10 protein-coding genes are annotated in these 13,268 nt (G+C 72.6%); 6 read left to right on the top strand and 4 right to left on the bottom strand.

The features are described 5' to 3' along the window. The first annotated feature begins 183 nt into the window (after nucleotides 1-183). The gene (locus ACQP03_RS31800; RefSeq protein WP_433459467.1) at nucleotides 184-1,203 is read left to right on the top strand and encodes a GNAT family N-acetyltransferase; all 1,020 of its coding nucleotides are present in this window, start codon (nucleotides 184-186) and stop codon (nucleotides 1,201-1,203) included. A gap of 50 nt (nucleotides 1,204-1,253) precedes the next feature. Continuing rightward, nucleotides 1,254-2,927: a phenylacetic acid degradation protein PaaN gene (gene paaN / locus ACQP03_RS31795; protein ID WP_357128924.1), complete on the top strand. Its 1,674-nt coding sequence runs from the start codon at nucleotides 1,254-1,256 to the stop codon at nucleotides 2,925-2,927. A gap of 91 nt (nucleotides 2,928-3,018) precedes the next feature. On the opposite strand, the gene ACQP03_RS31790 is transcribed toward paaN, so the two are convergent. Continuing rightward, the gene (locus ACQP03_RS31790) at nucleotides 3,019-3,549 is read right to left on the bottom strand and encodes an N-acetyltransferase family protein (RefSeq protein ID WP_433459464.1); all 531 of its coding nucleotides are present in this window, start codon (nucleotides 3,547-3,549) and stop codon (nucleotides 3,019-3,021) included. Nucleotides 3,550-3,833: 284 nt separating this feature from the next. On the opposite strand from ACQP03_RS31790, the gene ACQP03_RS31785 reads away from it, so the two are divergent. The 3 genes from ACQP03_RS31785 (at nucleotide 3,834) to groL (ending at nucleotide 7,264) form a co-directional block, all read left to right on the top strand. Then, a complete protein-coding gene (locus ACQP03_RS31785; protein WP_124815530.1) occupies nucleotides 3,834-4,037 on the top strand; it encodes a cold-shock protein in 204 nt (67 codons plus the stop codon). Between the two features lie 114 nt (nucleotides 4,038-4,151). Continuing rightward, nucleotides 4,152-5,369: a hypothetical protein gene (locus ACQP03_RS31780; protein WP_433459461.1), complete on the top strand. Its 1,218-nt coding sequence runs from the start codon at nucleotides 4,152-4,154 to the stop codon at nucleotides 5,367-5,369. 272 nt (nucleotides 5,370-5,641) lie between these two features. After that, nucleotides 5,642-7,264: a chaperonin GroEL gene (gene groL, locus ACQP03_RS31775; protein ID WP_357128934.1), complete on the top strand. Its 1,623-nt coding sequence runs from the start codon at nucleotides 5,642-5,644 to the stop codon at nucleotides 7,262-7,264. Between the two features lie 58 nt (nucleotides 7,265-7,322). On the opposite strand, the gene ACQP03_RS31770 is transcribed toward groL, so the two are convergent. From ACQP03_RS31770 to ACQP03_RS31760, 3 genes are all read right to left on the bottom strand, one after another. After that, nucleotides 7,323-7,568, bottom strand: a complete 246-nt coding sequence (locus ACQP03_RS31770) for a hypothetical protein (protein ID WP_357128937.1) — start codon at nucleotides 7,566-7,568, stop codon at nucleotides 7,323-7,325. Between the two features lie 76 nt (nucleotides 7,569-7,644). After that, a complete protein-coding gene (locus tag ACQP03_RS31765; RefSeq protein WP_396832443.1) occupies nucleotides 7,645-8,580 on the bottom strand; it encodes a GNAT family N-acetyltransferase in 936 nt (311 codons plus the stop codon). A 39-nt stretch (nucleotides 8,581-8,619) separates the two neighbouring features. After that, complete coding sequence (locus ACQP03_RS31760; protein WP_357172439.1) at nucleotides 8,620-11,214, bottom strand: S8 family serine peptidase; 2,595 nt, start codon at nucleotides 11,212-11,214, stop codon at nucleotides 8,620-8,622. Between the two features lie 155 nt (nucleotides 11,215-11,369). Between ACQP03_RS31760 and ACQP03_RS31755 the strand changes: the two genes are divergently transcribed. Then, entirely contained in the window at nucleotides 11,370-13,199 is a 1,830-nt protein-coding gene (locus tag ACQP03_RS31755) for a glycerol-3-phosphate dehydrogenase/oxidase (RefSeq protein WP_357172436.1), read from the top strand. Nucleotides 13,200-13,268: the final 69 nt, after the last annotated feature.

Genomic DNA, 13,268 nt, shown 5'->3' with positions numbered 1-13,268 from the left:
ACTTGACGGCAGGAACCGGACGGCGCAAGATGCTCCGTGCGGGAGGGCATTTCGCCGAAGACTTTTGAAGTTCTTGCGACCCAACGCCGGAGGCGTTGTGCGAGTGTCCCTCCCGACCACGTCCGACAGGGCCAGCGAAAATTCGCTGGCCCTGTCGCTTTTGCACCTGCCAGGCTCGCCCACATGAGCATCACGATCGCGCCGTTCGACGGCACCGACCGGACCGCGGTCGACGAGGCGTACCGGATCGGAGCGGCGGCCACCGAGGCCGACCTGCCCGACTTCCCGCCGTCCTGCCGGCAACGCTTCGACGCCCAATTTCACACCCCGATGCCCGGCACCCGCTCCCTCTGGGCGCTGGCCCGGCTGGACGGGGTGCCCGCCGGTTACCTTCAGCTCGACCTGCCGCAGCTCGACAACACCGACAACGCCACCGCCGAGCTGACGGTCCGTCCGGACCTGCGTCGCCGGGGCGTCGGCCGGGCCCTGCACGAGTACGGGGTACGCCTGCTCCGCGAGCACGACCGCAAACGGGTAGTCGTGATGGCTGTCGCCGCGCTGCCCGGCGGTCCGGCCCGACCGGCGGCGGGCGCGGCGTTCGCCACCGCGATGGGCGCGCACTCCGCGCTGGCCGAGGTGCGCCGCCGGCTGGCCATCGCCGACATCGACCGGGTCGCGCTGCGAGCGGCCCTGGCCGAGGCCCAGCCCCGCGCCGAGGGCTACCGGTCCGTCTCCTGGCAGGGCACCACCCCGCCGGAGTACCTGGCGGACATCGCCTACCTGGACGGCCGGCTCATGACGGACGCGCCCATGGGCGACGTGCAGTGGGAACCCGAGCAGGTCGACGCCGAGCGCATCCGGGGCAACGAACGCGCCCTGGACGCCCGGGGTCGGCGGCGCTACCACCTCGCGATGCGACACGAGGCGTCCGGCCGGCTGGTCGCCTGGACCCTGCTCGACGTGGGCGCCTCCGTCGACTGGCACGCGTACCAGCAGATCACCCTCGTCGACCCGGCCCACCGTGGTCACCGGCTGGGCCTCATCGCCAAGGCCGAGAACCTGCACCACCTGCTCACCCACGAGCCCGCCGTACGCGTCATCGACACCTGGAACGCGGCGAGCAACAGCTACATGGTGGCGATCAACGAGCAGCTCGGGTTCCACCCGGTGGACGCCTGGGACAACTGGCAGCTCACTCTCTGACGGGTATCCGCCGCTACTGCTCGCGGACCTTGCTCAGGCATGATGGCGGCATGACGGAGACCCCGCATCCCCTGTACGACAGGCACGCCGACACCCTCAACCGTGCGCTGACCGCGATCACGGAGCGGGGCTACTGGTCCGCCTATCCCGAGTCCCCCAGCCCCCGGGTGTACGGCGAGACCGCCGCCGCCGACGGCAAGGCCGCCTTCGAGGCGTACCTCGGTGCTGACTTTCCCCTCGACCAGCCCGCCGCTGGCGAGCGGATCGCCACCGAGACGAGCCCGTTCGGCGTCGACCTGGCGGTGCGGTACCCGCACGCCGGCACCGACGAGTTGGTCGCCGCCGCGTCCGCCGCGCTGCCGGCCTGGCGCGACGCCGGCCCGCAGGCCCGGGTGGGCGTCTGCCTGGAGATCCTCGACCGGCTGCACAAGCACATCTTCGAGCTGGCCAACGCGGTGCAGTTCACCAGCGGGCAGGCGTTCGTGATGGCCTTCCAGGCCGGTGGCGCGCACGCGCTGGACCGGGCGCTGGAGGCGCTGGCGTACGCGTACGCCGAGATGACCCGGCACCCGGGCACGGCCGGCTGGGAGAAGGCCGCCGGCAAGGGCGACCCGCTGCGGATGATCAAGACGTTCCACGTGGTCCCGCGTGGCGTGGCGCTGGTGATCGGGTGCAACACCTTCCCGACCTGGAACTCGTACCCCGGGCTGTTCGCGTCGCTGGTCACCGGTAACCCGGTGATCGTGAAGCCGCACCCGCGCGCGGTGCTGCCGCTGGCGATCACCGTGAAGTACGCCCGGGAGGTGCTGGCCGAGGCCGGCTTCGACCCGAACCTGGTCCTGCTGGCGGCCGAGGCCCCCGGTGAGAAGCTCGCCAGCGACCTGGCCCTGCACCAGGCCGTCAAGATCGTCGACTTCACCGGTTCCACCGAGTACGGCGACTGGCTGGAGACGCACGCCCGGCAGGCGTCGGTCTACACCGAGAAGGCCGGCCTGAACACGGTCGTCATCGACTCCACCGACGACTTCGCCGGCATGTGCCGCAACCTCGGTTTCACGCTGACCCTCTACAGCGGGCAGATGTGCACCACGTCGCAGAACATCCTCATCCCGGCCGGCGGCATCGAGACCGACCAGGGGCACAAGAGCTTCGACGAGGTGGCCGGCGGGATCGCGGCGGCGATCGGCAAGCTGACCGCCGACCCGGCCCGGGGGGTCGAGCTGACCGGCGCCATCGTCAACGACGGGGTGCTGGAGCGGCTGGCCGAGGTCACCAAGGTTGGCGAGCCGGTGCTGGAGTCGCGGACGGTGGCGCACCCGTCGTACGCCGACGCGGTGGTGCGTACCCCGACGGTCGTGAAGCTGACCGCGGACGACGCCCAGACGTACGGCCGGGAGTGGTTCGGGCCGATCTCGTTCGCCATCGCGACCGACTCCACCGCGCACAGTCTGGAGCTGATGCGCCGGACCATCGGCGAGAAGGGCGCGCTGACCGCCGGGGTCTACTCGACCGACGAGGCGGTGCTGGACGCCGCCGAGGCGGTCGCGGTCGAGGTCGGTGTGCACCTGTCCGCCAACCTCACCGGCGGTGTCTTCGTGAACCAGTCGGCGGCCTTCTCCGACTTCCACGGCAGCGGCGCCAACGCGGCGGCCAACTCCGCCCTGACCGACGGCGCCTACGTGGCCAACCGGTTCCGGATCGTGCAGTCCCGCCGCCACGCCTGACCTCTCGTGGTGATCAAGAGGTTCGCGTCAGAAATCACGCTGTTCTTGACGCGAACCTCTTGATCACCGGGGTCGGTGGGGGGAGGGGGGGTTAGGCTGTTCGGCGCATTTGTAGTTCGGTTAGGGCGGGGATGGTGGGGTGGGGGACCCGTACGCCGGTGTCCTTGAAGCCGAGGCGCTGGTAGGCCCGGTAGGCGCGGTCGTTGCCGACCACCACCTCCAACATCAGCTCCGGCCGGCCGCAGTCCCGCGACCAGGCGGCCACCCCGTCGATCAGCTCGCCGAGCAGCCCGCTGCCCCGCCAGGCCGGCGTGACGTACACGGCGTAGATCACGGTGAGGCCCGGCTCGTTCGGGGCGGCCGTTCCACCGGCGTGCCCGACTAGCCGGCCGCCCGGATCCGCGACGAACTGCGCGGTGTGCGGACCGGTCGACGTGAACGCCACCCGGGCGGCGAAATCGTCGTGCGGTCGGGCCGCGGCGTCGGCCAGGGTCTCCAGGAAGGCCAACGGCGCGTCGGCGAGCATCTCCAGGCGCAGCGCCCGCATCCGGGCGGCGTCCTGCGGTCGTACCCGGTGGATCCGCGCCTGCCGCAGGGCCGCGGAGCCCGTGTCGGTGCTCATGCCCGCATGCCTACCACAGGGGCGGACGCGCACCGGTGACCCGTGCCGCCAGACCCCCTCCATCCGGTCCAAACGCAACCATCGTCATGAATCCGACGGACCCTCGGATCGCTACGAACTATGCCCGATTTGTGGTCGTGCGCTCCCGTCACTCCTCGTGTAGCGTGCGATTTCGATCACCTCTTTCAACGGTCGCCGTCGATCGCTGAGGTGGTGGTTCGTGGGTGTCCGGCGGTGCCGGACGGCCGGGCAGGCAACGCCGCGCAGAGTGAGGGAAGTGCACCGTGGCACAGGGTTCCGTGAAGTGGTTCAACGCCGAGAAGGGCTACGGCTTCATCGCCGTCGACGGCGGTCAGGACGTGTTCGTCCACTTCTCCGCGATCGAGATGGACGGTTACAAGGCGCTCGACGACGGTCAGCGGGTCGAGTTCGAGATCGCCCAGGGCCAGAAGGGCCCGCAGGCGGAGCACGTCCGCGTCATCGGCTGACCGATCCCGATCTGCTCGCCGGCTGTTGCGCGACCGGCTGGCGAGCCGGGGCTGCGGCGCGGACGCCGGCCCGGGAAGATCGTGAACCGTTCCAGCCGATGCTGAGGAGGGTTCATGACCGACCAGTCGCCGCCACCCGCCACGCCCTCCGGGCCGGGTGAGCCGAGCCGGCCCGACCCGACGTCAGCCGGCGACGGCTCCGGCGCGTCACCAGTTTCGGGCACCCCGCCCGTCCCGGACGCTGGCCTGCCGCACGCGGGCCCGCCGCCGCAGAGCTGGGACCCGGCGCAGGCGTGGGGTCAGCCCGCCGGTCCGCCGCCGGGCTGGGGTCCCGCCCAGGGTGCATGGGGTCAGCCCGGTGGTCCGCCGCCGCAGGGCTGGGCCTTTCCGCCCACCGGCGGCTACCCGCCGGGGGCCGGTCCCTACGGCGGTCAGCCGTGGTATCCGGGGGCGCCGGTCGGCTGGTACCCGCCGGGTTACGGCCTCGACCCGAACGACGCCCTGGTCACTCCGCCCGGTGCCGGTATCGGGGGCTGGTTCGACCGGTTCTGGGGCGCGCTGCGCCGGGGCTGGCGGCAGTTGGTGCCGATCATGCTGCTCACCCAGGTCCTGCCGGCGGCGGTGCTGTCGGTCATCTCGTTCGGTCTGGACCCGTCGCCCACCTGGGCGGCGCAGGCCGAGACGGACCCGTCGGCCGGGCTGCCGGACAACTTCGCCACCAGCCTGTTGACCCTCGTCGTCGTGCTGGTCGGCGGCAGCCTGCTGATCGGCCTGGTGCAGGCGCTGGGCTGGGCCGCGGGCAGTTGGGTGATCACCCAGCAGGCGGCCGGCCGGCCCGCCCGGCTCGACGCGGCGCTGCGGTACGGGCTGCGCCGGGCCGTCGGCCTGTGGGGTTGGACGCTGCTGGTCAGCCTGCTCATCGGCATCGGAGTCTGCTTCTGCGTGCTGCCGGGGATCTACCTGGCGTTCGCGTTGAGCATGGCCGGCCCGGTCTACCTGTTCGAGCGGGACAACCCGATCGGCCGGTCGTTCCGGATGTTCCACGACCGGCTCGGAATGCTGCTCGGCCGGGTGGCCCTGGTGGGCGCGGCGGTGATCATCGGAACCGTGGTGCCCGGCATCCTGGAGTCCGCCGGCACCGGCGCGTTCGGCGAGGATCCGTTCGCGTCCCCGGGCCCCGCGGTCGGGGTGGTGGTGGTCATCGCCGTCACGGCGGTGCTGGCCCTGCCGGCCCACCTCGCCCAGTTGGTCGGTCTGCTGATCACGTACGCCGAGCAACGGGCTCATGAGGGGCCCGTGAACGGGGCCACACTGGCTGCGGAACTCGACTGACCGGGCTCATCGTGCTTGCACTCGGCAGGTGAGAGTGCTAAACAAGTCATTGGCACTCGCATACCGTGAGTGCCAATGGTCGGGACGGTGGGGCCTGGTTGCGCCGGTGTGGAGACACCGGGGCAGCACATGGCCGGTCGTCGCGGGCTATCCGGCCCGGCCGAAGGACGTCGTCGTCGCCAGGTGGCGACGTCCCAAGGTGCGTACACCAGGCGGCCCATCCGGGGCACACATCTCGGGTGGCCCGTGAGTGTCCAGGAGGACAACGCCGTATGGCCAAGATGATCGCGTTCGACGAAGAGGCGCGCCGCGGCCTCGAGCGGGGCATGAACCAGCTCGCCGACGCCGTAAAGGTGACCCTCGGCCCCAAGGGCCGCAACGTCGTGCTCGAGAAGAAGTGGGGTGCCCCCACCATCACCAACGATGGTGTGAGCATCGCCAAGGAGATCGAGCTCGAGGACCCGTACGAGAAGATCGGCGCTGAGCTGGTCAAGGAGGTCGCCAAGAAGACCGACGACGTTGCCGGTGACGGCACGACGACGGCGACCGTCCTGGCCCAGGCCCTGGTTCGCGAGGGCCTGCGCAACGTGGCCGCCGGCGCCAACCCGATGGCCCTGAAGCGGGGCATCGAGGCCGCGGTCGCGAGCGTCTCGGAGGAGCTGTCCAAGCTCGCCAAGGACGTCGAGACCAAGGAGCAGATCGCCTCCACCGCCTCCATCTCCGCTGGCGACAGCACTGTCGGCGAGATCATCGCCGAGGCGATGGACAAGGTCGGCAAGGAAGGCGTCATCACCGTCGAGGAGAGCAACACCTTCGGGCTGGAGCTGGAGCTCACCGAGGGTATGCGCTTCGACAAGGGCTACATCTCGGCCTACTTCATGACCGACCCGGAGCGTATGGAGGCCGTCTTCGACGACCCGTACATCCTGATCGTCAACAGCAAGATCTCGTCGGTGAAGGACCTGCTCCCGATCCTGGAGAAGGTCATGCAGGGCGGCAAGCCGCTGCTGATCATCGCCGAGGACATCGAGGGCGAGGCCCTGGCCACCCTGGTCGTCAACAAGGTCCGGGGCACCTTCAAGTCGGTCGCCGTCAAGGCGCCGGGCTTCGGTGACCGCCGCAAGGCCATGCTGGGCGACATCGCCATCCTCACCGGCGGCCAGGTCATCAGCGAGGAGGTCGGCCTCAAGCTCGACGCCGTCAGCGTCGACATGCTGGGCCACGCCCGCAAGGTCGTCGTCACCAAGGACGAGACCACCATCGTCGACGGTGCCGGTGACGCCGAGCAGATCCAGGGCCGGGTCAACCAGATCCGGGCCGAGATCGACAAGAGCGACTCCGACTACGACCGCGAGAAGCTGCAGGAGCGGCTGGCCAAGCTGGCCGGTGGCGTTGCGGTCATCAAGGTCGGCGCGGCCACCGAGGTCGAGCTGAAGGAGCGCAAGCACCGCATCGAGGACGCCGTTCGCAACGCGAAGGCGGCCGTCGAGGAGGGCATCGTCCCCGGTGGTGGCGTCGCGCTGGTGCAGGCCGGCAAGACCGCCTTCGACAAGCTGGACCTGGTCGGCGACGAGGCGACCGGTGCCAACATCGTCAAGGTCGCGCTGGACGCCCCGCTGCGGCAGATCGCCGTCAACGCCGGCCTCGAGGGCGGCGTCGTGGTGGAGAAGGTCCGTAACCTCGAAGCGGGTCACGGCCTCAACGCCGCCAACGGCGAGTACGTCGACCTGCTGGCCGCGGGCATCATCGACCCGGCCAAGGTGACGCGTTCGGCGCTGCAGAACGCGTCGTCGATCGCCGCGCTGTTCCTCACCACCGAGGCCGTCGTCGCGGACAAGCCGGAGAAGACCCCGGCTGCCCCGGCTGGCCCGGGTGGCGGGGACATGGACTTCTGAGTCCAGTTCCGACACACCGAACGGGGCGGGCCGCTGACGCGGTCCGCCCCGTTCGTCGTCAGGTGGGCAGTGGACGCTGGTTGCGGCGCTTCTGCGCCCGGTCGTACGGCGGCAGCGACCGGATCGGCGCGTCCACCATCTCCTGCGGTTCCTCGGTCGCCGGTCGGCCGTCGGTGCTCATCTCGGCCAGTTGTTCGGCGTCGCCGTAATCCAACCGGTCGAACGGCAGTTGGCCGGGCAGTTCGTCGGCCGGCTTCCAGGTGATCGGCGGGCCGTCCTCGGTCTGGTCGTCATCCGTGGTCATGGCTGCCTCCTCTACCGAAACGGTAGGGGGCGTCGATGCCCGACGCGGACGAATGGGTCAATGTCCCATTTGACCGCTATTCGGCCCCAAGCCGTCGCCGGTACAGGAAGAAGACCCGCTCGATCCGCGCACCCGCGCTGCCCGAGTAGAACGGCACCGGCCCCACCCAGCCGATCTCCGCCCGGTCCAGTCCCGCCGCACGCTGATCCCGCAGGCAGCGTCGCAGCAGCACTCCGCCGATGCCCGAGCCCTCGGCGGCCGGGGCGGTGCCCATCGGCCCGAACCAGCTCGGCCGGGACGATCCGTAGGCGGCGAAGCCCAGCACCTCGCCGGCCCGCTCCGCCAGGTGGCAGCCGGCCCCCTCGCGGCCCACCGATCCGGCCAGCTCACCGTCCCAGGCGCCGCCGAAGGTGGACCGGGCGAACGCGGTCAGCGCCGGCAGGTCAGCGGGCTCGGCCCGCCGTACCGTGATGCCCTGCCCGGCCAGCCGCCGCTCGGCGGCCTCCGTCGACCGCAGCGCCGGGGACTCGTCGTACGACAGGTCCGCCGTCATGTTCCAGGCGGTCCGGTCCTGCTGGTAGCCGAGCGCGAGGGCCGCGCACACCGCCGGCGTGTACCGCACGTCGATGCCCGGCCAGGCGTAGTACGGCGGGTTTCCGGCCAGCAGCACCTCGGTCACGCCGTGCTCGGCGAGCGCCCGCTCGGCCCGGGCGAGCAGCGCGCGGCCCACACCCCGGCGACGCTGCTCCGGCAGTACGGCGACCAGGTCCACGTGCCCGATGCCCGGCTCCGTCGGCGACACCGAGCAGAGCAGCACCCCGACCAGGTCGCCGGCCCGGTACGCCCCCAGCCCGATCACCGTCCGGTCGACGGCGGCCCGCGGCCAGAGGACGTCCACGACGGCGTCCGCCTCGGCGGCGTCCTCGGGCAGGTCGAGGGCCTGCGCGCAGAGCCGCGCCACGGTGGGCGCGAGATCGAGGGCCAGCTCGGTGACGGTGATCTCGGCGTCCATGGGTGCCGACCCTAGATCACCCGCCGCCTCCCGCCCTGCTCACCCCCGGGCGGCGCGGACGGCGGCGTACGCGTCGACCTGCCCGGCGCCGGTGACGTTCGCCGGGGTGCCGCAGGCGTCACTCGGATTGCGTGAGCGGTACGTCGGCTCGGCCGGTGTGGCGGTGTCCCGCAGGATCTGCCGGGTCCGGGTCAGATCGCCGATCAGCGCCGGGTTCGCCGACCACATGAGCGCGACCACTCCCGCCACCTGCGGGGTCGCCATCGACGTGCCGTCCAGCGCCGCGTACCCGCCGCCGGGCATGGCCGAGACGACCCCCACCCCGGGGGCCAGCACGTCCGGCTTGCCCGCGCCGCCCTCCACCGGCCCACGCGAGGAGAACTCCGCGACGCGTCGCTGCGCGTCCACCGCGCCCACGGTCAGCACGTTCGCGTACGGCGCGGGTGGTTCGTCGATCGACGCGCACCACGGGCCGCTGTTCCCGGCGGCGGCGACCACGAAGATCCCGGCCGCGTCCAGCGCCGTGGTGGCCGGCAGCAACGCGCCCCGGTCGCAACCCTCGATCGAGGGGCAGCTCCACGAGTTGGTCAGCACCTGCGGGGCGCGCTCCGGCCGGCCGTCGGTGAACGGGTCACCCCCCGCGGGGAACGGCGCCAGCATGAACTGGAGGCAGTCCAGGTAGTGCCCCGGGCTGCCCAGGTTGCGGTCCAGGTTGACGCAGCCCACCCACTGCGCGTCCGGGGCCACGCCGATGCCGTTGCGCCCGACTGCGCTGCCCACCGTGTGGGTGCCGTGCCCGCCCTGGTCGTTCGGTGCCCGGGTGCCGTCCCACGGGTCGTACCAGGAGTCGTCACCGCCCCGGAACCCGGGCCGCAGCGCTGGATGGCTGCCGTCCACGCCGGAATCGGAACTGCCGACCACGATCCCCGCGCCGGTCGCCCCGAGCTGGGACCAGACCCGGTCCGCGCCGAGCTGACGGATGTTCCACTCCGGGCCGGTCGGTGCCGGCGCGGTGCCCCGGGTCTGCCCCGCCGGGGCGGGCAGGGGCCGTAGACGCTGGCTGATCAGCACCCGGGCCACCTCGGGCCGACGGGCGAGCCAGGCGCGCACGGCCGGACCACCGTCCACCTCGACCGCGTTGACCAGGTAGTACGGCACCGGGTCGAGCCGTAGCCGCCCCGCCGTGCGGCGCAGGTCGGCCTGCGTACGGTCGGCGGTCGCCACCAGCCGCCGGTAGACCTCCGTTGCCCGGGTATCCCGCCCGGCCTGTCCTGGGGCGCCGGCCGGGATGCCGCTCAGGTCGGCCTGCTCGCGCAGCACCACCAGCAGCCGCTCGCCGTACAGGCCGGGCTGACCGGGCCCGACGTCGACCACGCCCGCCGTCACCAGCAGGACCGCCGCCGCCAGCGCGGCCACCCGGCGACTCGGGGTACGTGCCGCCGGGCGGGCCAGCAGCACCGCGTACCCGATGGCGAGGACGACCGCGACGGCGAGGCCGACGCCGGCGGCGGCCGCAACCCAGAACGGCACGTCGCGGGTGCCGACCAGCAGCAGAGTGATCTCTTCCGGATCGGTGAAGGCCAGCGGCCCGAGGGCGGCCAGGCCCACCAGCCAGCCGGTCGCGACCCGGCCCACGCGGGCCGGATCGGTCGTGTCGACGCCGGGCTGCGAGGCCGCGACCAGTCTCCCGGTGGCCGGCCGCCAGGTCGCGGCCCAGAGCGCGGCGAGCACGAAACCGGTCGGCGGCAGCGTCAGCAGGGCGGGCAGCTGCGCGCCGGACTGGCCCGTCCCGGCCGCGAGCAGCAGCAGCGCCAACCCGGCGACGAGGCCACCGACCAGCACCAGGCGGGCCGGTCGGGGTGGCCGGCCGACCGCGAACCGGGACCAGAAGGTGGCGTCCAGCAGCATGGCGGCCAGCCCGCCCAGCGAGGCGGCTGCCAGGACCGCGAGGACGGTCTCCAGCAGGCCGCCGAGCGCGCCCAGCCAGGCCCACGGCAGCAACAGCGCCAACCCGGCGGCGACCGCCAGCAGCGGCACCGCGCCCGGCCGCCGCGAGCCGCGCCCCGCCAGCTCCGCGTCACCGGTGGCCCCCGTCCGCGCGGCGTCGGCCCGCCCCGGGTCGGATTCGGTCCGCGCGGCGTCGGTCGGGGCGGCGTCGGTCCGCGCGGCGTCGCCTTCGCCGCCGGGCGCCGGGCCGTCGACCAGGCCAGCCGGCCCGGGGTACGTCCGCCGACGTTCCGACCACCTGACGGCGAGCGCGCCGAGCAGCGCCGTCGCGGCCAGCGCGGCGAGGTAGGCCTCGTGGTGCACGGGCGGCACCACCCGCAGCAGGGTGAGCACACCGAGGGTCAGCGCACCGAGCAGCCACACCCGTCCGGTGGCCCGGACAGCGGCCGAGCGGGGCAGGACAGCCAGCAGCAGGGCGGGCGTGCCGGCCAGCACGACGGCGGCCAGGCCGAGCACCGGCCAGAGCCAGCCCACCCGGTCCCGTCCGAAGCCCAGCAGCACCTGATCGGTCAGCCAGCCACCGGTCTGGGTGGCCACCGTGACCGCGACGGTCCAGCAGCCGACGAAGACGGCCGCGACCACCGGCCACGGGGAGCTGCGGTCGTCGACTCCAGGATGACCATGCATCCAGGAACCCTACGGCCACCCGGAAAATCTTTGGACACTTCCCGGTGGCCGTCAACGGGAACTGTCCGAGATCTGCGGCCGGTCGAGGTGGAACGCGGGCGGGGCGGAGCTGGCGGCACGTGTCGACCGGCTGGTACGGCGGTTACGGTGGATGAGTGCGTGATCCCAATGTCTCCCGGTCCGTCGCCGGGCAGCTCTCGCCGATCCGTCGTGCGGCAGACCTGCGCCGACTCCGCGCCGAACGCTTCGACGTCCTGGTCATCGGGGGTGGGGTGACCGGTGCCGGTGCCGCCCTGGACGCGGCGTCCCGGGGCCTGAAGGTGGCCCTGGTCGAGGCGCGCGACCTCGCGTCGGGCACGTCGAGCCGATCCAGCAAGCTGATCCACGGCGGGCTGCGTTACCTGGAGCAGTTGGAGTTCCATCTGGTCCACGAGGCGCTGACCGAGCGCGGTCTGCTGGCGACCCGGCTCGCGCCGCACCTGGTCCGTCCGGTGCCGTTCCTCGTGCCGCTGCCCGCCGGCCGGGGTCTGCGGGACCTGCCGGCGCGCGTCTTCCGCCGTTCGTACTACGGCGCGGGCGTGGCCGCGTACGACGCCTTCGCCGGTCTCTTCGGCGGTGGCCGGGGCATGCCACTGCACCGGCACCTCACCCGGGAGGGCGCCCGGCGGATCTTCCCGAGCCTGCGTGCCGACGCCCTGGCCGGCGCGATCCGCTACTACGACGGGCAGGTCGACGACGCCCGGTTGGTCGTCACCCTGGCCCGCACCGCGGCCAGCCTCGGCGCCACGGTGGTGAGCAGCGCCCGTGCCGTCGGGTTGATCCGCCAGGCGCGGGAGGTCACCGGTGTCCGGGTCCGCGACCTGGAGGCCCCGCCCGGCTCGCCGGACGCGGAGTTCGAGGTGCAGGCCCGCACCGTCATCGCGGCCACCGGCGTGTGGAGCGACGACATGTCCCGGATGCTCAACGACGTGGGCCTGCGGCCCGGCATCCGGGTGCGTGCCTCGAAGGGCGTGCACCTGGTGGTGCCCCGCTCGGCGATCACCGGGGAGACGGGGCTGATCCTGCGTACGGCGACGTCGGTGCTCTTCGTCATCCCGTGGGGCGGGCACTGGATCATCGGTACGACGGACACCGACTGGCGGTTGGACCGGTCCCACCCGGCCGCTTCGGCACGCGACATCGACTACCTGTTGCAGCAGGTCAACACCGTCTTGGACCGGCCGCTGACGACCGCCGACATCGAGGGCGTCTACGCCGGGCTGCGCCCGCTGCTGGCCGGGGAGGCCGACTCCACCTCGAAGCTGTCCCGGGAACACGCGGTGTTCGAGCCGATGCTCGGGCTGCTGCTGGTGGCCGGTGGCAAGTACACGACGTACCGGGTGATGGCCTCCGACGTGGTCGACCGGGCCGTACGCCGGTTGGGGGGCGGCCGGGCGTCGCGGACGGCCGACCTGCCGCTGCTGGGCGCGGACGGGTACGCGGCGCTGTGGCGGGACCGGGCCGACCTGGCCCGGCGGCACGGCGTTCCGGTGGGGGTGGTGGAGCACCTGCTGGAGCGGTACGGCAGCCTCACCCTCGACCTGCTGGCGCTTGTCGACGCCGAGCCGCTGCTCGCGTCGCCGCTGGCCGGCGCTCCGGAGTACCTGGCGGCCGAGGTCGCCTACGCGGCGCGGGCCGAGGGGGCGCTGCACCTGGAGGACGTGCTGACCCGACGTACCCGGATCTCGTTCGAGACCAGTCACCGTGGCCTGGAGTCGGCGGAGCACGCGGCCGAGTTGATGGGCTCGGTGCTGGGGTGGGACGCGGCCACCCGGGCCGCCGAGGTCGAGCACTACCGCGCGCGGGTCGAGGCGGAGCGCCGGTCCCAGCTCATGCCGGATGACGCCGGGGCGGACGCCGCGCGACTCGGCGTGCCGGACGCCCGGGGGTACGCCGCGGACCGGGGTGGCGACGATCAGGCGGAGCTGCGACCCACGGCGAGATGACCGGTATGTAACGCTACCGATGGGTAACTAGCTATAGCGGCCCGGATGGTGGTTTCGAACGCTACCTAC

This window comes from Micromonospora sp. CA-248212 (assembly GCF_050948405.1).
GTDB lineage: Bacteria > Actinomycetota > Actinomycetes > Mycobacteriales > Micromonosporaceae > Micromonospora.
The sequence above is the reverse complement of the archived record's forward strand: the minus strand, read 5'-3'. Positions and strand labels throughout refer to the sequence as shown.

Bases quoted from the DNA above. Each gene is read 5' to 3' on its own strand.
- ACQP03_RS31800 (WP_433459467.1), top strand. From the start codon at position 184: ATGAGCATCACGATCGCGCCGTTCGACGGCACCGACCGGACCGCGGTC.
- paaN (WP_357128924.1), top strand. From the start codon at position 1,254: ATGACGGAGACCCCGCATCCCCTGTACGACAGGCACGCCGACACCCTC.
- ACQP03_RS31790 (WP_433459464.1), bottom strand. From the start codon at position 3,549: ATGAGCACCGACACGGGCTCCGCGGCCCTGCGGCAGGCGCGGATCCAC.
- ACQP03_RS31780 (WP_433459461.1), top strand. From the start codon at position 4,152: ATGACCGACCAGTCGCCGCCACCCGCCACGCCCTCCGGGCCGGGTGAG.
- groL (WP_357128934.1), top strand. From the start codon at position 5,642: ATGGCCAAGATGATCGCGTTCGACGAAGAGGCGCGCCGCGGCCTCGAG.
- ACQP03_RS31770 (WP_357128937.1), bottom strand. From the start codon at position 7,568: ATGACCACGGATGACGACCAGACCGAGGACGGCCCGCCGATCACCTGG.
- ACQP03_RS31765 (WP_396832443.1), bottom strand. From the start codon at position 8,580: ATGGACGCCGAGATCACCGTCACCGAGCTGGCCCTCGATCTCGCGCCC.
- ACQP03_RS31760 (WP_357172439.1), bottom strand. From the start codon at position 11,214: ATGCATGGTCATCCTGGAGTCGACGACCGCAGCTCCCCGTGGCCGGTG.